We start from the raw sequence: 18,722 nt of genomic DNA on the forward strand, positions 1-18,722 counted from the left end.
ACAAGGAGTTCGTCCATGGCGGAAACACCGCCTGCCCCGCTGACCACCACGCAGCACCTCCTCGGCGCCCCACCCGGGGTGAGCGTCGTCGTCCCGACCCGCAACGAGGCCGACAACGTGGGCCCGCTGGTCGACCGGGTCCGGTCCGCGTTCGGCGCCCGGACGGGCGAGGTCGTCTTCGTCGACGACAGCGACGATGACACCCCGGCGGCGATCCAGGAGCTCGCCGACCGGTTCCCCGGCGAGGTACGCCTCGTGCACCGCGTCCCCGGTGCCCGCGACGGTGGCCTCGGCGGCGCGGTGGTGGCCGGCATCAGCGCCGCCCGCGCGCCCTGGGTGGTGGTCATGGACGGCGACCTGCAACATCCCCCGGAGACGGTGCCGGAGCTGCTCGCCGCCGGCCGTGCCGAGACCGCCCAGGCGGTGGTCGCCAGCCGCTACCGCACCACCGGCCGGGTCACCGGGCTCGGCGGCTGGTTCCGCCGTACCGTCTCGCGCGGCACCGGCCTGCTCGCCAAGGTGTTCTTCCCGGTCCGGCTGCGCGCCGTCAGCGACCCGATGAGCGGCTTCTTCGCGGTGCGCCGCGACGCGGTCCGGGTCGGCGAGCTGCGCCCGGACGGCTACAAGATCCTGCTGGAGGTGCTCGTCCGTAACCGGATCGACCGGATCACCGAGGTCGCGTACACGTTCCAGCCGCGCACCGCCGGGGAGAGCAAGGCCTCGATCCGGGAGGGCATGCGTTACTTCCGGCACCTGGCCGGGCTGCGGCTGTCGACGTTGCGGCGGCCACATTCCGCGTACGGGAGAATGCTCGGTTTCGCCGTGGCCGGAGCGGCCGGCACCGCGGTCAATTCCGTGGCGCTGTGGGCCCTCGGCGAACTCGCCGGACTGCCCTACCTGCTGGCCGCGTTCCTGGCCGTGCAGGTCGCCATCGTCTGGAACTTCGCGGTCATCGACCACCTGGTGATGCCGCCGGGGGAGCGGGCGAGGCGGCACCGCTTCGGTCGTTTCCTGCTGCTCAACAACAGCCTCACGCCGATCCACCTGGGACTGCTGTTCGCGCTCGTGCGCTGGGGCGGCCTGCACTACCTCGGTGCGAACGTCATCGCCATCGGGGTGGTGTTCGCCCTGCGCTACGCCGTCACCACCTCCTGGGTCTACGACAGTCCCGCGCTGCCCACGTCCGGCGTGCTCCGCGTCGTCCGCCGCGCCGCCCAGGTCCGGGTGGTGCTCGCCGTGCTGCTCACCGCGCTGGCCTTCCCGGCGCTGCTGAGGCTCGGGGCCACCCCGGTGCCGCTGGTCATCCCGTTCGCCGCGGCCGCCGCGCTGGTCCTCGGCCGGCTGCGCCCCGAACACGGCGAACCGGACGTGCACGACCGGCAGCTCGACGGCCTGCTCGCGGTCGGCTGCCTGGCCTCGGCGACCACGCTGCTGCTGCTCGCCCCCGCCCCCGACCGGATGACCTGGGTGCTCCCGGCGGCGCTGTTCTACCTGGCCGGGGCGGCGGTCCTGCTGCTCGGCACCCGCACCGCCGCGCGCCTGCGCTGGATCCTGCCCATCCCGCTGGTGTCGCTGGCCGCCGTGCCCGCCCTCGCCGGCGCGATCGCCTGCGTCGTGCTCGGCGCGCTGGTGGTGTTCGGTCCCCGGCTCAGGACCCTGCTGCACGCGGGCACCGCCGCCGCCGTGCTGGGCGCGGTCTCGCTCGTCACCGGCCAGCCGGTGCTGCTCGCGCTCGTGGTCGCCGGGTTCGCCGCGGCCTGGTCCCGGACCCGGATCACCGCCACCGCCGGCGCGGCCGGTCGCCCGCACCTGCCCCGGGCCCGCTACGCGCTGGTCACCCTCGTCCTGGTCGCGGCGCCGCTGGCGCTGACGCTGCTCACCGAGCGGGGCAACCACTGATGGCCGACGCCAGATGGGAGGCCTACTCCGCGCACGTCGTGCTGACCCGGCCGCAGCGGTTCGCGCTGCTCGGCGCGCTGGTCCTGATCGGGGTGCTCGCCGTGCTGCGGCCCATGATCGTGCTCCAGGTCGTCGTCGCCGTCGTGACCCTGTGCTACGGCATCGCGCTGGCGTTCCGGGTCGTGCTGGTCTGGGCCTCCGGCCGTGGCGAGCACCGGATCATGGTCGGTGACGAGCAGGCGCGGGCGGTCCCGGACGCCGACCTGCCCGTCTACACCGTGCTGGTGCCCGCCTACCGCGAACCCAGCGTCATCGCGGCACTGATGGACAACCTCTCCGCGCTGGAATACCCCCGCGACAAGCTCGAGGTCATCCTGCTGCTCGAACCCGACGACACCGAGACCATCGACACCGCCCGGGCCGCGCTCACCGGCGGGCACATCCGGATCCTCGTCGTGCCCGAGTCGCAGCCCAAGACCAAACCCAAGGCCTGCAACGTCGGGCTCGAGCAGGCCACCGGTGAGTTCGTCACCATCTACGACGCCGAGGACATCCCCGAACCCCTGCAGCTGCGCCGGGCCGTCGTGGCGCTGCGCCGGCTCGGCCCCGGGTACGTGTGCCTGCAGGCCGAGCTCGCGTACTTCAACACCGACCAGAACCGGATCACCCGCTGGTTCGCCCTCGAGTACGCGACCTGGTTCCGGTCCCTGCTGCCCGGGCTCGTCGCGCTGCGGATGCCGATCCCGCTGGGCGGCACCAGCAACCACTTCCGGACCCGGGAGCTGCGCGAACTCGGGGCCTGGGACCCGTACAACGTCACCGAGGACGCCGACCTCGGCATGCGGCTCTCCCGTGCCGGTCATCGGGTCGGCGTGCTCGACTCGGTGACCCTCGAGGAGGCCAACTCCGACTTCATCAACTGGATCAAGCAACGCAGCCGCTGGTACAAGGGCTACCTGATGACCTGGCTGGTGCACCTGCGCAGCCCCCGGGCGACGGTCCGGCAACTCGGCTGGCGCGGACTGCTCTGCCTCAATCTGTTCGTCGGCGGCACCCCGCTCGCGGCCCTGCTCAACGCCGTCCTGTGGGCCACCACCGTGCTGTGGTTCCTGGACCGCCCGGCCGTCATGGAGGAGATCTTCATGCCGCCGTTCTACTACGTCGGGGTGTTCTGCCTCGTCATCGGCAACGCCACCGTCATCTACCTCAACGTGCTGTCGGTACGCACCATGGACCGTCCCGACCTGCTCGGCACCGCACTGCTCTCCCCGCTGTACTGGGTGATGATGAGCCTCGCCGGGGCCAAGGCCGCGTGGCAGCTCGTGTTCAAGCCCTCGTACTGGGAGAAGACCACGCACGGCCTGCACCTGCCGTCCGCTCCGTCCGCTCCGCCTTCTGAGGTGGCCGATGTCCACTGAGACCCGCACCCGTCCGGCACCCACCACCGCCCGGCACCGGTTCACCGATCAGCGGGCCGTCCTGCTGGTCAGCGGCATCGTCTACCTCGCCGCCGCGCTGTACTTCTGGCGCAACGGCGTCATCCCCGGCGACTCGACCAGCCGGCTCGCCAACGCGTTCTACACGCTGTACAGCCGCGACCCGCACCTCGCCGCCGTCGGCTTCGTGTGGAACCCGCTGCCGTCACTGATCCTGCTGCCGTTCCTGCCGCTGCAGATCCTCTTCCCGGCCCTGATCCAGGAATCGCTGCTCGCGACGCTGATGTCGGCCGGCCTGATGACGGCGACCGTCGGGCTCGTGCACAGCCAGCTCCGCGCCATGGGGGTCGGTCGGCGGTCGCGGCTCGTGCTCGTCGCGGCGTACGCCCTGCACCCGATGACCGTGCTGTACGCCGGCAACGGCATGAGCGAGGCCTGCTTCCTGCTCCTGCTGCTGCTCGGCACCCGCGGGATGCACCGGTGGCTCACCACCGGCCGCACCGAGGCGCTGGTGCCGCTCGGCCTCGCGATCGGGCTGGCGTACGGCGCCCGCTACGAGGCCCTCGCCCCGGTCGCCGCCGTCCCGGTCGTCGTCGCGGCGGTCACCTGGTTCCGTACCGCGGGCACCCGGCAGCGCCGCCGGCAGCTCGCCGTCACCGACGCGGTCATCGCCGGCCTGCCCGGGGTGCTCGCCGTCCTGCTCTGGGCGGTGGCCAGCAAACTCATCGTCGACCAGTGGTTCGCCACGTTCTCCTCGGAATACGGCAACTCGGCCCAGGTCCGCAACAGCGCGCGGTTCATCGCCGAGGCCACCGGCGACACCCTGGCCGGGCGTACGGCGTACTGGCTGGAACAACTGCACGGCCTGGCACCGTTCGTCCTGGTCCTGCTGGTGCTGGCGCTCGTCACCGCCTGGCGCCGCCGCGACCCGGGCGTGCTCGCCCCGATCACCGTGCTCGGCTCGGTGCTGGCCTTCGACACCCTGGCGCTGCTGGCCGGCATGTCGTTCGGCTGGCTGCGCTTCCAGATCGTGGCCGTCCCCGGTGCGATCCTGCTGGCCGGCTACGTCCTCGCCGGCCGGGACCTGGCGATCGCGGTGCCACGCCGGCCCGCGGTGGCGGCCACGCTGGTGATGACCCTGCTGGCGGTCCCCACCACCCTGCTGATCCTGTCCCAGCAGAACCTGTCCCGCGAGGAACGGGAATGGATCATCCCGGCCGGTGCGGCCCGCAAGACCGAGCTCACCCGGGTCGACACCCTGGTGGCCACCGACCTCGACGCCATGGACCTGCCCGACGGCGCCGTGCTCACCGACGCCGCGACGGCGTTCGCGGTGGTCCTCGCCAGCGACCACCCGAAACAGTTCGTCATCACCCCGGACCGCGACTTCCCGGCCGCGGTAGCCGACCCCGCCGGGCACCGCGTGCGCTACCTGCTCCTCGCCGGCGAGGCCACCTTCGACGCGGTCACCCGGGCCATCCGCGACCCGGCCGCCCCACCGGTACGCACCTGGTACGACCACTACGGCGACCTGCACTGGACCCTGGTCGCGGTCTGACGATCAGGCGGGCGCGCCCTGGTCCTCCGGGGCGCGCATCCGCCACGCGTCGGTCACCAGCTCCTCGAGCCGGGCGGCGCCGACCGCGGCCAGGCGCAGCAGCACCAGCGGCACACCCTCGTAGCCGGGCGCGGTGAAGAACAGGCCCGGCTCACCGAGCAGCAGCGCCTGCTTCTCGGCCTCGTCGCCCACGAACAGGACCGCGACATCGGTACGGATGACGCGTGGCCTGCCCGGGGTCCGCTCGGGATACGACCAGACGAAACCCTTGCCGCCCACCCGGAAGTCGAACCCGGCGCTCGCGATCTCCACCGTGTGCGGCAGTGCCAGCGCGATCCGTCGTACGTCGTCCGCATCAGCCATACGGCGATCCTACGAAGAACGGGGCGCGGCTGTCGCGGGCCAGCGCCAGGTAGCGGGTCTGCCGTTCGTCCAGCTCGGGCACGTCGGCCCGGGTGAACCAGCGGACCTCGGTGGACTCGTCGTCGTTGACCCGGGCCGCACCCCCGGCGTACCGGCAGTGGAACCCGACGTCGAGCCAGTGCACCTGGTCGCCGTTCGGGTACGTCGACAGCTCCAGCGCCTCCACCGCGATCAGCCGTTCGACCGTGGCCGTGACGCCGGTCTCCTCCATGACCTCGCGCAGGGCCCCGGCGGCGGGCTGCTCGCCGGGCTCCAGGCAGCCGGTGGTCAGCGCCCACCGGCCGTTGTCCGAGCGCCGCACGAGCAGCACCCGGTCGTCGTCGTCCAGCACGACGGCGGTGACCCCCGGCAGCGGGATCGCGGCGTGACCGATGTGGGCGCGCAGCGCCACTCACTCCCGCCCCATACCGGTGGATGGGTGCAGCAGCCATCGGGTGAGAGCTTGATCACCGCAGCTTCCGTCTTTCCTCCGGGCCGGATCTGATCAAGAGTGTTGTACGCCCTGAGGTGAACGTGGTCTGAGCAAGGAGACAGCGATGGTGGACGACGCCCCCGCCGGCGGATACGTTCAGCTGCTCACCCCGGACGGTGAGCGCGTCGACAGCGTCACCACGGCCGACGGCGTGACGTACTCCGCCGACTTCACCGACGACGAATACCGCGAGCTGTACGCCGACCTGGTCACCGTGCGCCGCCTCGACGCCGAGGGCCTGGCCCTGCAACGCCAGGGCGAGCTGGGCCTGTGGGCGAGCCTGCTCGGCCAGGAGGCGGCCCAGGTCGGCGCCGGCCGGGCGATGCGCCCGCAGGACATGGCGTTCCCGTCCTACCGCGAGCACGGCGTGCTGTACACCCGCGGTATCGACCCGATCATGCCGTTCGGCCTGTTCCGCGGCGTCGACCAGGGCGGCTGGGACCCCAACGAGCACCGCTTCGGCATGTACACCCTGGTGATCGGCGCCCACACCCTGCACGCGACCGGCTACGCGATGGGCATCACGCTCGACGGGAAGACCGGCACCATGGACGGCGAGGCGGTCATCGCGTTCTTCGGCGACGGGTCGACCAGCCAGGGTGAGGTCAACGAGGCCTTCGTCTGGTCCGGGGTGTTCAACGCCCCGATCGTCCTGTTCTGCCAGAACAACCAGTGGGCGATCTCCGAGCCGACCGCCCGCCAGAGCCGCGTGCCCCTGCACCGCCGCTCCGCCGGCTTCGGCTTCCCCGGCATCCGGGTCGACGGCAACGACGTCCTCGCGTCCTACGCGGTCACCCGGGCGGCCCTGGACCACGCCCGCACCGGCCAGGGCCCGACCCTCATCGAGGCGTACACGTACCGGATGGGTGCCCACACCAGCTCCGACGACCCGACCCGCTACCGCAGCTCGGACGAGGTCGAGTCCTGGCGCGCCAAGGACCCGATCACCCGGATGAAGGCGTTCCTGACCAAGCAGCAGATCGCCGACGAGTCGTTCTTCGTCCAGGTCGACGACGACGCCAAGAAGTTCGCCCTCGACCTGCGCGAACGCGTCCTGGCCATGCCCGACCCGAGGCCGGTCAGCATGTTCGACAACGCCTACCCGGGCGGCTCCCCGGAGGTCGACACCCAGCGCCGCGACTTCACCGGCTACCACGCCGGCTTCGAGGCCTGAGCCCGCCGAAAGCCCCTGCGGCGAGCCGGGCCGGTGCCAGTCTGGAACCATGATCGAGCTGCTCGTCGTGGGTGTGACCGCTGTCCTGGTGATCGCCGCCGCGGCCGTTGCCGGGCCCCGGCTCGGGATCGCGGCACCGCTCGTGCTCGTCGCGGTCGGCGTCGCGGCCGGCTTCCTGCCGGTGTTCGACTCCACGCACATCGAGGCCGAGTGGATCCTCGAGGGGATCCTGCCGCCGCTGCTCTACTCCTCGGCCGTGTCGATGCCGGGGATGAACTTTCGCCGGGAGTTCGGGGCGATCAGCGGACTGTCCGTGCTCCTCGTGGTCGGCAGCGCGCTCCTGCTCGGGGTCTTCTTCATGCTGGTCGTCCCCGGGCTCGGCTTCGCCTGGGGCGTCGCGCTCGGCGCGATCGTCAGCCCCACCGACGCCGTGGCCACCTCGATCATCAAACAGACCTCCGTGTCGCCGCGGGTGGTGGCCCTGCTCGACGGCGAGAGCCTGCTCAACGACGCGACCGCCCTGGTCCTGCTCCGGACCGCGGTCGTCGCCGTGGCCTCGACCTTCTCGTTCTGGGGCGCCCTGGGCACGTTCGGCTACTCGGTCGTGGTCGCGGTGCTCCTCGGCGGGCTCGTGGGCGTGCTCAACCTGGTGGTCCGCAGACGGGTGACCGACCCGGCCGTCAACACCGTCATCTCGTTCGCGGTGCCGTTCGCCGCCGCCGTGCCCGCCGAGCGGCTCGGCGCCTCCGGTCTGGTCGCGACCGTCGTCGCGGGCCTGATCACCGGGGTACGCGCGCCCCGCGACCTCTCCCCGCAGAACCGCCTGTCGGACGCGCAGAACTGGCGCACGGTCGAGCTCGTCCTCGAGGGCGCCGTCTTCCTGACCATGGGCGTGCAGATCAAGTCGATCGTCACCGCCGTGGAGCAGGAGCACGCCGGGGTGGGCGCCGCCGTGCTCATCGCGTCCGGGGCACTCGTGCTGACGGTGCTGGTGCGGGCCGCGTACGTGGCTCCGCTGCTCGCGGTCCTGCTCTGGCGCGCCCGGCAGGGCGTGAAACTGCAGACCCGGCTGCGCGACATCCAGGAGCGGATGGCCACCCCGGAGGGCAGACAGGAGACGTTCCAGGAGGTGAACCGCGGGCGCCGGGCGTCCGGGCGGGCCCTGGAACGCTTCGAGTCCCGGGTCACCCAGGGCATCGCCACCGTCGACTACTTCGTCCGCCAGCCCCTCGGGTGGCGCGAGGGCACAGCGGTGGTCTGGGCCGGCATGCGCGGCGCGGTGACCGTGGCGGCCGCCCAGACACTGCCCGAGGACACCCCGCAACGACCGGTCCTCGTGCTGGTGGCGTTCGCGGTCGCGGCGCTGTCGCTGCTCGTGCAAGGTGGCACCATCGGCCCACTGCTGCGCCTCATCACGAAGACGCCCGGCACGGCCGGGACCGGCGACGAACAGGCCCGGATCATGGAGATGCTGAGAACGAGCACCGCGGCGGTCCCGCCACCCCCGGAGCGCGCGGCGCGGGACTTCGCGGCGGCCCGCGACTACCAGCTGGCCGTGATCGCGGCGCAGCGGTCGGCGCTGCTCGACGCACGCGACCACGGCACGTTCGACGCGGACGTGCTCACGGAAGCGCTGGCCGGCCTCGACGCGTCGCAGATCGCCATCGAGATGCGCGGCAGCTTCGCGGGCTGACCTGGTCCCGCCGCCGAGCGGGTAGCGGCGTCAGAGGCGGTCGGGGCGGGCGGTGCCCGCGCCGCGGAGCAGGGTCTCCACCACGAGTGTCGCCACCTCGTCGATGCCCTTTCCGCCGGAGAGCGGCGCCGCCTCGTGGAGCAGGGCGTGGTAGACGCGGCACGTCCAGGCGATGTCGACGTCCGCGCGCAGCAGGCCCGCGTCTCTCGCCCGCAGGAACAGCCGGGCGCAGGTGTCCATCAGCACGCCGAAGATGCGGGCGACCTCCGGGTTGGCCCCGGAGGCGCGGCTCATCGCGAATCCCCAGCCGGCTTTGGCGCCGAGGATGTTCACGGTCATCTGATAGAGGGCCACGAGGGGCGGGGCCGTGTCCGGGCGGGCGTCCTCCACGGCCGCCCCGACGCGCCGCACCGCCGACACGGCGAGGGCGTCGATGAGTGCCTCGCGGGTGGCGAACCGGCGGTGGACGGTGGTGCGGGCGACGCCGGCCGCCTCGGCGATCTGCTCCATCGTGGCGGCCGGGTCACCGCTGAGGAGCTGTTCGGCCGCCCCGAGGATCGCCGTGATCGTCCGCTCGGTGTCGGCGCGAAGGGGCCGCTGTGTTGGCACGGCAAAAGAGTACGGCAATGGCGCCGGTCATCCTTGAGTTGCAACATGATGTTGCATGTCTTAGTTTTCTTGCGTCTGCAGTGACGCAACAAGGAGGACCCGTTGAGTGCGAAGAAGGTCATCGTCATTACCGGTGCGAGCGATGGCATCGGTGCCGCCGCCGCACGCCGGCTGCACCACGAGGGGCACACCGTCGTGGTGGTCGGCCGCTCGGCCGAGAAGACCCGCGCGATCTCCGCGGAGCTCGGCGTGGACAGCTACCTCGCGGACTTCACCCGTCTCGACGACGTGACCCGCCTCGCGGCCGAGCTCACCACCGCCTACCCGCGGATCGACGTCCTGGCCAACAACGCCGGCGGGGTGTTCGGCGCGCGCACCGTCACCGCCGACGGCTTCGAGAAGACCTTCCAGGTCAACCATCTCGCGCCGTTCCTGCTGACCCGCCTGCTGCTCGACACCCTCGTCAGGTCCCGCGCCCACGTGCTCCAGACGTCGAGCACCGTGCGCTTCGCGGGCAAGGTCGACCTGGACGATCTCGGCAGCGAGCGGCACTACGAGCCGTCCCGCGTCTACGGTGCGACCAAGCTCGAGAACATCCTGTTCACCAGCGAACTCCACCGGCGTTACCACGCGAGCGGCCTCTCGGCGGCCTCGTTCTACCCCGGCAACGTCGCGACGAGCTTCGGGTCGCAGACCACCAACCGGATCATCCTGCTCGTCCGCGCCCTGGGAAGCGTCGCGATCCTGCGACGACTGCTGCTCTCCACCCCCGACCAGGGCGCCGACCAGATCGGGTGGCTCGCGCAAGGCCGTCCGGGTACCGACTGGCAGTCCGGGGCCTACTACTACAAGCGCAAGGTCAGCAAGCCGGCCAACCCCCAGGCCCTCGACGCCGGCCTGGCCCGCGGCCTGTGGGAACGCTCGGAGGCCATGCTCGCGTCGCGACTACCATCCTGACCCGCCAGGCCGCCGCCGCCGGCCTGGCGGTCAGGAGCCGACGTACGCCGCCAGGTGCTGGCCGGTGAGGGTGGTGCGGTCGGCGATCAGGGCGGCGGGGGTGCCTTCGAAGACGATGGTGCCTCCGTCGTGGCCGGCGCCGGGGCCGAGGTCGATGATCCAGTCGGCGTGGGCCATGACGGCCTGGTGGTGTTCGATGACGATGACGGACTTGCCGGAGTCGACGAGGCGGTCGAGCAGGGCGAGAAGCTGCTCGACGTCGGCGAGGTGCAGGCCGGTCGTCGGCTCGTCGAGAACGTACACGGTGCCGGTGCCGGCCATCTGGGTGGCCAGTTTGAGGCGCTGGCGCTCGCCGCCGGACAGGGTGGTCAGGGGCTGGCCGAGGCTGAGGTAACCCAGGCCGACATCGGAGAGGCGTACGAGGATCTTGTGGGCGGCCGGGATGTGGGCGTCGCCCTCGGCGAAGAACGCGGTGGCCTCCGCGACCGGCATCGCCAGGACCTGGCTGATGTCCTTGCCGCCGAGCTTGTAGTCCAGCACATCGGCCTGGAAGCGTTTGCCCTCGCAGACTTCGCAGACCGTCGCGACCCCGGCCATCATGGCCAGGTCGGTGTAGGTGACGCCGTTGCCGTTGCAGGTGGGGCACGCGCCCTCGGAGTTGGCGCTGAACAGCGCCGGCTTCACGCCGTTGACCTTCGCGAACGCTTTGCGGATCGGTTCCAGCAGGCCGGTGTACGTCGCCGGGTTGCTGCGCCGCGAGCCCTTGATCGCGGACTGGTCGACCGACACGACGCCGTCGAGCCCGGACACCGAGCCGCGGATCAGGGAGCTCTTGCCCGAGCCCGCGACCCCGGTGACGACCACCAGCACGCCGAGGGGGATGTCGACGTCGACGTCGCGCAGGTTGTGCGCTCCGGCGCCGCGGATCTCCAGGGTGCCGTTCTGCGGGCGTACCGTCGGCTTGACGGTTGTCCGGTCGTCGAGGTGTTGACCGGTCAGGGTCCTGCTCGTGCGCAGGCCGGCGACGGTGCCCTCGAAGACGACCTCGCCGCCCGCGGTGCCGGCCCGGGGGCCGAGGTCGACCACGTGGTCGGCGATCGCGATGGCCTCGGGCTTGTGCTCGACCACGAGGACCGTGTTGCCCTTGTCGCGCAGTTGCAGCAGCAGGTCGTTCATCCGCTGGATGTCGTGCGGGTGCAGGCCGATCGTGGGTTCGTCGAACACGTACGTGACGTCGGTCAGCGACGACCCGAGGTGCCGGATCATCTTGGTGCGCTGCGACTCGCCACCGGACAGCGTGCCGGACGGGCGGTCGAGGCTGAGGTATCCGAGGCCGATCTGCACGAACGAGTCGAGGGTGTGCCGCAGCGTCGCGAGCAGGGGAGCGACCGACGGCTCGTCGAGCTCGGCGACCCAGGCGGCCAGATCGCTGATCTGCATCGCGCAGGCGTCGGCGATGCTGATGCCCTTGATCTTCGACGAGCGGGCGGCCTCGCTGAGCCGGGTGCCGTCGCATTCGGGGCAGGTCTGGAACGTGACCACCCGCTCGACGAACGCCCGGATGTGCGGCTGCACCGCGTCGATGTCCTTGGACAGGAACGACTTCTGGATCTGCGGGATCAGACCGGTGTAGGTCAGGTTGATCCCGTCGATCTTGATCTTCGTGGGTTCCTTGTAGAGCAGGTCCTGCAGCTGCTTCTTGGTGAACTTGTTGATCGGCTTGTCCGCGTCGAAGAACCCGCAGCCGTTGAAGATCCGGCCGTACCAGCCCTCCATGCTGTAGCCGGGGATGGTGAGCGCGCCGTCGTTCAGTGACTTCGTGGCGTCGTACAGCTGGGTCAGGTCGATGTCGGAGACCTTGCCCCGGCCCTCGCAGCGCGGGCACATGCCGCCGGTGACGGAGAATTCCCGGCGTTCCTTGATCTTCTGCCCGGCGCGTTCGACGGTGACCGCGCCGGCCCCACTGATCGACGCGACGTTGAAGGAGAACGCCTGCGCCGAGCCGATGTGCGGCTTGCCGAGCCGGCTGAACAGGATGCGCAGCATCGCGTTGGCGTCGGTGGCGGTGCCGACCGTGGAGCGCGGATCGGTGCCCATCCGCTGCTGGTCGACGATGATCGCGGTGGTCAGCCCGTCGAGCACGTCGACCTCGGGCCGGGCCAGCGTCGGCATGAACCCCTGCACGAACGCGCTGTACGTCTCGTTGATCATCCGCTGGGACTCCGCGGCGATGGTGGCGAACACCAGCGAGCTCTTACCCGACCCGGAGACCCCGGTGAACACCGTCAGCCGGCGTTTCGGCAGCTCGACGCTGATGTCCTTGAGGTTGTTCACCCGCGCCCCGTGCACGCGGATCAGGTCGTGACTGTCGGCGACGTGCGGCTTCTTCACAACCATGCTTATCGGCTCTCCGTGGGGGTCACGCTACGTGCGGCCATTGTGCCCCGGTCACCCCGGGTGCGGGAGGTGACGCGCTGATGGTCACGGTTCTCCCGATCAAGGAGCCCGGCCCCTACGATGGTTCTCATCGATACGTGGGATGCCGCCCCGGCCGGCAAAGCCGGAACAGTCGTCGTGACCGTCCCCGTCGGCCCCCGTCCGCTCGTCGCGCGCCTGTCCGCCGACGAGCTCGTGACGGTCCGCTCGATCCTCGACGAGGTGGTGGACGCCTACCGGCGTGACGAGTACACCCGGGCCGGCTTCGCCGACGCGATGCGGGTGGCGATCGGCCGTGACCCGTTCCGGCAGGCCCGCGCGCCCGGTACCGGCCCGCTGCCGGTCCGCCCCGGCGCGGCTGTCGCGTTCGCCGCGCTGGTCTTCGCCGTGCAGTCCGGCGAGATGTGGCGCCAGGTCGCCGGCTACACCGTCGCCGGCCTCTGTCTGGCCGTGCTCGCCGTCCAGGCCCTGCTGCGCACCCGACAAACCGGGCTGAGTCCCTCACCGGTGGACACGTGCGGTACCAGCACTTCCGCAGGTGCCGTGCGGTGACCTATTCTTCGCCGACTGTCGCACGGGGAAGGGAAACAGGTGTACCCAGGGCAAGAAGGTGGCGGAGCGATCGCGCTCACGCTCAAGTACCACTGGCTCGCGTTCATGCTCGGTCTGTTCAAGCCGGAGGTGACCCTCAACGGGCACCCGGTCGCGAACGCGTGGGGCCGTACCGTCATCCCGGTCCCGCCGGGTCAGCACCACCTGCATGTGCACGTGCCCTACCTGCTGCCGCCGCGGATCGGCTCCGCCGACCTGCCGGTGCCGGTGCAGCCGGGACAGACCGTCGAGCTCGAGTACCGCGCGCCGATGGTGGCGTTCATGGGTGGCGCGCTCGGCGCCCCGCCGCAGAAATACCCGGGCATGATCGTCACGATCATCCTCAGCGTCGTGGCGTTGCTGCTCATCCTGTGTGTGTGCGGCGGGACCGTCCTCGCGGCGCTGTCCAGCGGCAGCACCTCGCCGTAATCAGCCCTCGCGTCGGCCCTGGTCCGGTTGGTACCATCCCGCCGTTCCAGGGCCACCCGCGGAGGTTCCGGTGACGGACAATCGGATGAAGGATCGTGTGAAAGTGATGTTCAACGGGACGTCCCCGGACAATGCCACCTCCGAGCACGCGGTGCTCGCGCAGCAGCAGGGCCAGGTGCACCAGGGTCAGGCCCAGCAGGGGCAGGCGCAGCAGGGCCAGGGCATCCCGCCGAGCCAGGCGCTGCAGGTCCTCACGATGGCCCAGCGCACCGCCGAGGAACACCTCGGCCGGGCCCAGCAGCAGGCCGAGAAGATCCGTGCGGACGCCCTCGCGGCGGCCGAGGAGATCGGCCGTGAGGCCCAGATGCACGCCCACAACGTGCGCCGCGAGGCCGAGCAGGTGCTGCTCGAGGCGCGCGCGCAGGCCGAGCAGACCGCCCGCGAGGGCCAGGAACGCGCCGAGGACTCCCAGCGCAACGCCGCCAAGGTGGTGCTCGACGCGCGCGGCGAGGCCGGCCGGATCACGGCCGACGCCCAGGCCAGCGCCGACCAGCTGCGGATGGCCGCGCAGCAGCGCTACGACGACGTCGTGGGCAGTCTCGGTGCCCGGCGCGAGGCGCTGCAACAGCAGATCGAGGCCCTCGAATCGTTCGACCGGGACTACCGCGGCCGGCTGACCACGTTCATGCAGAACCAGCTGCGCGCGCTCTGGGTGGACCAGCCGCAGGTCAAGGACGAGACCGAGCCCGCCCAGGTCGCGTTCACCCCGGCGCTGCGCCAGCCGACCGGCCAGCTGCCGCAGATCATCCCGGCCAAGGAGCCCGCCGCCCCGGAGGCGAAGAAGCCCGCCGAGGAGCCGAAAGCGGCGGAGGACAAGAAGCCCCAGGAGGTCGTGCAGGACGCGCGCCGCCGGCAGGGCAGTCACGCCTCCCGCGCCGAGTAGACCCGCTTCCCACCCACGTACGTGATCGCCACGCGGGCCTCGCCGATCGCCCCGGCCGGGCCCGCCAGCGGGTCCCGGTCGAGAACCACGAGGTCCGCGCGGTGCCCGGGCCGCAGGGTGCCGCTGTCATCGCGGTGATTCACAAAAGCCGACCCCCGGGTGTACGACCGGAGCGCGGTCACCGGGTCGATCCGTTGCCCCGGCAGGAACGGCGGCGCATCCGAGTCCGGGTGTCCCCGGTTCACCGCGGCGTGCACGCCGAGCAGCGGATCCGGCGTGCTGACCGGCCAGTCGCTGCCCGCGGCCAGTCGTACGCCGGCCCGGTGCAGGTCACCGAACGGGTACTGCCGCCCGGCGAGCGCCGGGTCCAGGAACGGGATCGTCAGCTCGTCCATCTGCGGTTCGTGCGTCGCCCAGTACGCCTGGACGTTGGCCGTGGCGCCGAGCCGCGCGAACCGGGGCACGTCGTCGGGGTGCACGACCTGCAGGTGCGCGAGGTGCGGCCGGGTGTCCCGGCGCCCGTTCGTGGCCCGCGCCGCCGCCACCGCGTCGAGCGCCTCCCGGACCGCCCGGTCGCCCAGGGCGTGGAAATGTGACCGGAACCCGATCGCGTCCACCGCGGTGACGTACGCCTTCAGCGCCTCCGGATCCACGAACGACAGGCCGCTGTTGCCGGTCGGATGCCCGCACGCGTCGCGGTAGGGCGACGTCATCGCGGCGGTGAAGTTCTCCGCGACGCCGTCGAGCATGAACTTGACCGTGTGGCAGCGCAACGGACCGGTCGTCAGCCGGTCGCGCTGCTCGACCAGCGTCGCGATCTGCGCCGCGTCGCGGTCGCGGTCCCACCACAGCGCACCCTCCACCCGCGACAACAGGGAGCCGTCCCCGGCCGCGGTCAGATAGGCGTCGGACACGTCGGGGTAGCCGTTGGCGCCGCACAGCATCGCGTCCTGCCACGCCGTCACCCCGAGCGAGTGCAGCAGCCGCTGGGCCCTCAGCAACCCGGCCAGCCGGTCGGCCGCGGTGGCCTCCGGGACCAGCGCCGCGACCAGCGCCATCGCCCCCTCCTGCAGCCCACCGGCCGGCTCCCCATCGGCCTCCCGGTCGATCCGCCCGTCCACCGGGTCCGGCGTGTGCGCGGTGATCCCGGCCCGTTCCAGCGCCCGCCCGTTCACCCACGCCGCGTGATGGTCCCGGTTCATGAGAAACACCGGACGACCACCGGCAACCCCGTCGAGCAGACCCTTGCCGGGTACGCCGTGAGCGAAGCTCTCCATCGCCCACCCGCCCCCGGTGATCCACTCCACGTCCGGGTGGCTGTCCGCGTACCGCTGGATCCGTCTCAGGTATTCCCCGACGTCGGTGGTGCCGCTCAGGTCGCACAACCCCAGCTCGAGTCCGCCCAGCACCGGGTGCACGTGCGCGTCCTGGAAGCCCGGCAGCAGCAGCCGCCCGCGCAGGTCGACGACCTCGGTGCCGGGCCCGGCCAGCGAGCGCACCTCGTCGCCGCCCACCGCCAGGATCCGGTCCCCGCTGACCATCAGCGCACGGTCGCGGCGCCCCGTGCCGAACATCGGCCCGCCGGTGAAGAGAACGTCCATCGCCATCCTCCGAGGATCGCACCGCTTGACCTGGAGCGCGCTCCAGGTCCTAGCGTCGCACGGGTGCAGACAACAGAACTGGGACGTACCGGGGAGCAGATCAGCGGCCTTGCCCTCGGCGCCATGCAGATGGGCAACGCCACGAGCGAACCCGACTCCGTCCACATCCTGAACCGCTACCTCGAGGTCGGCGGCACCTTCATCGACACCGCGGACTGCTACGAATGGTGGTCCACCCCCGGCAGCCGCGGCGGCGGGAGCGAGGAGCTGCTCGGCCGCTGGCTGCGCGCCGGCCACCACCGCGACGAGGTCTTCCTGGCCACCAAGGGCAGTGCGCTGCCGGTGGCCTCCCCGGACCTCTGGGCCGCCGACGGCACCGCGAACTGGGACCTGGCCCGCCGTACGTTCGCCGGTGCGGGCGCCGCGACCCTGCGCGACGCCCTCGACGGCAGCCTGCGCCGCCTCGGCACCGACCACGTCGATCTCTACTACATCCACGTCGACGACCGGGCGACGCCGCTGGAGGAGACCCTGGAGACCCTGGCCGGCTTCGTCACGGCGGGCAAGGTCCGGCACCTCGGCTGGTCCAACGTGCGCACCTGGCGCCTCGAACGGATCCGCAACCTCTGTGCCGCGAACGGCTGGCCGCTGCCGGTCGCGGTGCAGCAGCAGCACAGCTACCTGCGCCCGAACGGCAGCGTCCAGCACGAGTCGATCACCGGCGGGGAGCAACTCGACTACCTCGCCGAGCACGACGACCAGACCCTGGTGGCCTACTCACCGATCCTCAAGGGCATCTACGACGACCCGGCCAAACGGGCCGGCCACGACGCGATGACCGCCTACGAGGGCCCGGACGCCGACGCCCGGCTCGCGGCCCTGACCGAGGTCGCGGCGGAGCTCGGGGTCACCCCCAACCAGCTGGTCCTGGCCTGGCTCCTGCACCAGGAGACCCCGCGGGTGATCCCGCTGATCGGCCCCCGCACCGTCGAGCAGTTCGAGGCGGCGGTCCCGGCCCTGGACCTCAAGCTGACCCCGGACCACCTCGACCGCCTGTCCGCCGCCGGCCGGTAGGCGCGACCACTGGACTACTTGGACTCGAGGGTGCCCAGCGGATCGGTGCCGGCACCCGCGGCGGTCCAGCCGGCGTCGTCACCGTCGAGGACCTTGCGCAGGTAGGCCGTGGTGATCCGGCGGATCAGCGCCACCCGCTCGGGGCTCTCGTCGGTGGTCTCGGTGACCGTGTACCCGGAGAGCCCACCGAGGGAGTGCTCCGCCCCGGCCAGCGTGAGCAGGGCCTTCGGGGCCGGGCTCAGGAAGTACGGGTCGGTGAACCACTCCGGACCCCGTACCGTCAGCGCAGACTGGTCCTTGTCACCGGCGACGACCAGCGCCGGCGTGGTCATCGCGCTGAAGTCCGGGCTCATGAACGGAAAATGCTCAGCGGCGAACGGGCTCAGATCGGCCCCACCCGTGCCGGTGGTCGCCAGCAGCAGGCCCGCCTTGATCCGCGCGTCGGACATGTCCGCACCGGGAACCCCGTCGGCGTCGAGCACCCGGGCACCCAGCAGCGTGCTCGCGGTCTGCCCACCCCAGGAATGCCCCGCGACCGCGATCCGGTCCCGGTCGGCCCGCCCGGCGAGCCCCGGCACGGCCGCCACGAGCACGTCCAGCTCGTCGACGACCCGCACCAGGTCCGCGACCCGGATCCGCCAGATCTCCGCATACCGTGGGTCGGCCGGCGTGACGTCCAGCGTCCGCGAGTCGAGGTGGGTGGGCTGCAGCACCACGAACCCGCTCGCCGCCCAGTGATCGACCAGCGGGGCATAGCTGTCCATCGACTGCCCGAACCCGTGCGAGAACACGATGACCGGCAGCTTGCTCCCGGCCACAGGCGCGGAAACCCGAACCTGCAGATCCTCACCCCGCTCGGGAGCCGCCAGCACAACAGGCCTCACCGAAACAACAGCACCATCCGAGTACGACACAACAATCTCCTAGCCAAGTAAACGGAACCTCGCTCCGCTAAGAACTATACGGAGCGCTGTTCCGTTTTCCATGGTGAGTGGCACAGCTAACAGCCCCAGCCCTCACTCAGCCCAGCCGTCCCATCCAGCCCGGCCGCCCCGTTCAGCCCGGCCGTCCCGTTCAGCCCGGCCGTCCCGTTCAGCCCGGCCGCCCCGTCCCATCCGGCCGTCCCATCCGGCCGCCGATCCAGCCCGGCCGCCGATCCAGCCCGGCCGCTGATCCGGCCCGGCTGCCCCGGTTCAGCCCGGCTCGTCCCGGCCGGCGGGTGCGGAAGACCCAGCTGGCGCGAAGCCTGGAGGGAGCGCCGGGACGCGCGAATGGCATGCGGGGAGGGGAGGGTCGGAGTCAGACCACGGGATACTCAGGGCGACCGGCAAGGTCGACCTGCTTGGCGCGGTGCAGGCTTGCCAGGGGGCGGGACGGCGGCGTGTGGCTGGCGTGGTCCGGCCTGGTCCGGCCTGGTCCGGCCTGGC

General features: G+C 71.6%; 16 protein-coding genes. 10 read left to right on the plus strand and 6 right to left on the minus strand.

The genetic code is table 11. From position 1 onward, the window contains the following. The first annotated feature begins 15 nt into the window (after positions 1–15). From ACIA6A_RS08885 to ACIA6A_RS08895, 3 genes are read left to right on the plus strand one after another with little or no spacing between them, the layout of a single operon-like run. Positions 16–1,899 (plus strand): glycosyltransferase, encoded by a 1,884-nt coding sequence (locus ACIA6A_RS08885; protein WP_396096916.1) that lies wholly within the window; start codon positions 16–18, stop codon positions 1,897–1,899. Then, complete coding sequence (locus tag ACIA6A_RS08890; protein ID WP_396096917.1) at positions 1,899–3,317, plus strand: glycosyltransferase; 1,419 nt, start codon at positions 1,899–1,901, stop codon at positions 3,315–3,317. The genes ACIA6A_RS08885 and ACIA6A_RS08890 overlap by 1 nt, the downstream gene beginning before the upstream one ends. Next, positions 3,307–4,893 carry a hypothetical protein gene (locus ACIA6A_RS08895; RefSeq protein WP_396096918.1) on the plus strand — a complete coding sequence of 529 codons (1,587 nt, stop codon included), beginning with the start codon at positions 3,307–3,309 and terminating at the stop codon, positions 4,891–4,893. The genes ACIA6A_RS08890 and ACIA6A_RS08895 overlap by 11 nt, the downstream gene beginning before the upstream one ends. Before the next feature lie 3 nt (positions 4,894–4,896). Here ACIA6A_RS08895 and ACIA6A_RS08900 read toward each other — a convergent pair whose 3' ends face one another. Together ACIA6A_RS08900 and ACIA6A_RS08905 are read right to left on the minus strand one after the other, a co-directional pair. After that, positions 4,897–5,256, minus strand: coding sequence for an MmcQ/YjbR family DNA-binding protein (locus ACIA6A_RS08900; protein WP_396096919.1), 360 nt, complete (start codon positions 5,254–5,256; stop codon positions 4,897–4,899). Continuing rightward, a complete protein-coding gene (locus tag ACIA6A_RS08905; protein WP_396096921.1) occupies positions 5,249–5,707 on the minus strand; it encodes an NUDIX hydrolase in 459 nt (152 codons plus the stop codon). Before ACIA6A_RS08905 ends, ACIA6A_RS08900 begins: the two co-directional genes overlap by 8 nt. A gap of 145 nt (positions 5,708–5,852) precedes the next feature. On the opposite strand from ACIA6A_RS08905, the gene ACIA6A_RS08910 reads away from it, so the two are divergent. Further along, a complete protein-coding gene (locus ACIA6A_RS08910) occupies positions 5,853–6,962 on the plus strand; it encodes a thiamine pyrophosphate-dependent dehydrogenase E1 component subunit alpha (protein WP_396096922.1) in 1,110 nt (369 codons plus the stop codon). 49 nt (positions 6,963–7,011) lie between these two features. Next, on the plus strand, positions 7,012–8,655 hold the full coding sequence (locus ACIA6A_RS08915; protein WP_396096923.1) for a cation:proton antiporter: 1,644 nt from the start codon (positions 7,012–7,014) through the stop codon (positions 8,653–8,655). A gap of 30 nt (positions 8,656–8,685) precedes the next feature. Here the strand turns inward: ACIA6A_RS08915 and ACIA6A_RS08920 are convergent, their stop codons facing one another. Continuing rightward, positions 8,686–9,264: a TetR/AcrR family transcriptional regulator gene (locus ACIA6A_RS08920; protein ID WP_396096924.1), complete on the minus strand. Its 579-nt coding sequence runs from the start codon at positions 9,262–9,264 to the stop codon at positions 8,686–8,688. A gap of 102 nt (positions 9,265–9,366) precedes the next feature. Between ACIA6A_RS08920 and ACIA6A_RS08925 the strand changes: the two genes are divergently transcribed. Continuing rightward, positions 9,367–10,221 (plus strand): SDR family NAD(P)-dependent oxidoreductase, encoded by an 855-nt coding sequence (locus ACIA6A_RS08925; protein WP_396096925.1) that lies wholly within the window; start codon positions 9,367–9,369, stop codon positions 10,219–10,221. Between the two features lie 30 nt (positions 10,222–10,251). Here the strand turns inward: ACIA6A_RS08925 and ACIA6A_RS08930 are convergent, their stop codons facing one another. Then, complete coding sequence (locus ACIA6A_RS08930; RefSeq protein ID WP_396096926.1) at positions 10,252–12,618, minus strand: ATP-binding cassette domain-containing protein; 2,367 nt, start codon at positions 12,616–12,618, stop codon at positions 10,252–10,254. A gap of 120 nt (positions 12,619–12,738) precedes the next feature. Here ACIA6A_RS08930 and ACIA6A_RS08935 point away from each other — a divergent pair, with 120 nt between their 5' ends. The 3 genes from ACIA6A_RS08935 to ACIA6A_RS08945 all read left to right on the plus strand — a co-directional run bounded on the left by ACIA6A_RS08935 (position 12,739) and on the right by ACIA6A_RS08945 (position 14,620). After that, positions 12,739–13,209, plus strand: coding sequence for a hypothetical protein (locus ACIA6A_RS08935; RefSeq protein WP_396096927.1), 471 nt, complete (start codon positions 12,739–12,741; stop codon positions 13,207–13,209). A gap of 39 nt (positions 13,210–13,248) precedes the next feature. Next, positions 13,249–13,677, plus strand: coding sequence for a hypothetical protein (locus tag ACIA6A_RS08940; protein WP_396096928.1), 429 nt, complete (start codon positions 13,249–13,251; stop codon positions 13,675–13,677). A gap of 85 nt (positions 13,678–13,762) precedes the next feature. Further along, the gene (locus ACIA6A_RS08945) at positions 13,763–14,620 is read left to right on the plus strand and encodes a hypothetical protein (protein ID WP_396096929.1); all 858 of its coding nucleotides are present in this window, start codon (positions 13,763–13,765) and stop codon (positions 14,618–14,620) included. On the opposite strand, the gene ACIA6A_RS08950 is transcribed toward ACIA6A_RS08945, so the two are convergent. Next, complete coding sequence (locus tag ACIA6A_RS08950; protein ID WP_396096930.1) at positions 14,599–16,221, minus strand: amidohydrolase; 1,623 nt, start codon at positions 16,219–16,221, stop codon at positions 14,599–14,601. The two genes, ACIA6A_RS08945 and ACIA6A_RS08950, sit on opposite strands and share 22 nt — an antisense overlap. A gap of 63 nt (positions 16,222–16,284) precedes the next feature. On the opposite strand from ACIA6A_RS08950, the gene ACIA6A_RS08955 reads away from it, so the two are divergent. Next, on the plus strand, positions 16,285–17,295 hold the full coding sequence (locus tag ACIA6A_RS08955) for an aldo/keto reductase (protein ID WP_396096932.1): 1,011 nt from the start codon (positions 16,285–16,287) through the stop codon (positions 17,293–17,295). Positions 17,296–17,309: 14 nt separating this feature from the next. Here ACIA6A_RS08955 and ACIA6A_RS08960 read toward each other — a convergent pair whose 3' ends face one another. Beyond that, positions 17,310–18,215: an alpha/beta hydrolase family protein gene (locus tag ACIA6A_RS08960; RefSeq protein WP_396097613.1), complete on the minus strand. Its 906-nt coding sequence runs from the start codon at positions 18,213–18,215 to the stop codon at positions 17,310–17,312. Positions 18,216–18,722: the final 507 nt, after the last annotated feature.

Source organism: Actinoplanes sp. NPDC051494, assembly GCF_044454705.1.
Lineage (GTDB): Bacteria > Actinomycetota > Actinomycetes > Mycobacteriales > Micromonosporaceae > Actinoplanes.

Coding starts and splice junctions, on each gene's coding strand:
- ACIA6A_RS08885 (WP_396096916.1), top strand. CDS start 16: ATGGCGGAAACACCGCCTGCCCCGCTGACCACCACGCAGCACCTCCTC.
- ACIA6A_RS08890 (WP_396096917.1), top strand. CDS start 1,899: ATGGCCGACGCCAGATGGGAGGCCTACTCCGCGCACGTCGTGCTGACC.
- ACIA6A_RS08895 (WP_396096918.1), top strand. CDS start 3,307: ATGTCCACTGAGACCCGCACCCGTCCGGCACCCACCACCGCCCGGCAC.
- ACIA6A_RS08900 (WP_396096919.1), bottom strand. CDS start 5,256: ATGGCTGATGCGGACGACGTACGACGGATCGCGCTGGCACTGCCGCAC.
- ACIA6A_RS08910 (WP_396096922.1), top strand. CDS start 5,853: ATGGTGGACGACGCCCCCGCCGGCGGATACGTTCAGCTGCTCACCCCG.
- ACIA6A_RS08915 (WP_396096923.1), top strand. CDS start 7,012: ATGATCGAGCTGCTCGTCGTGGGTGTGACCGCTGTCCTGGTGATCGCC.
- ACIA6A_RS08930 (WP_396096926.1), bottom strand. CDS start 12,618: ATGGTTGTGAAGAAGCCGCACGTCGCCGACAGTCACGACCTGATCCGC.
- ACIA6A_RS08935 (WP_396096927.1), top strand. CDS start 12,739: ATGGTTCTCATCGATACGTGGGATGCCGCCCCGGCCGGCAAAGCCGGA.
- ACIA6A_RS08945 (WP_396096929.1), top strand. CDS start 13,763: ATGAAGGATCGTGTGAAAGTGATGTTCAACGGGACGTCCCCGGACAAT.
- ACIA6A_RS08950 (WP_396096930.1), bottom strand. CDS start 16,221: ATGGACGTTCTCTTCACCGGCGGGCCGATGTTCGGCACGGGGCGCCGC.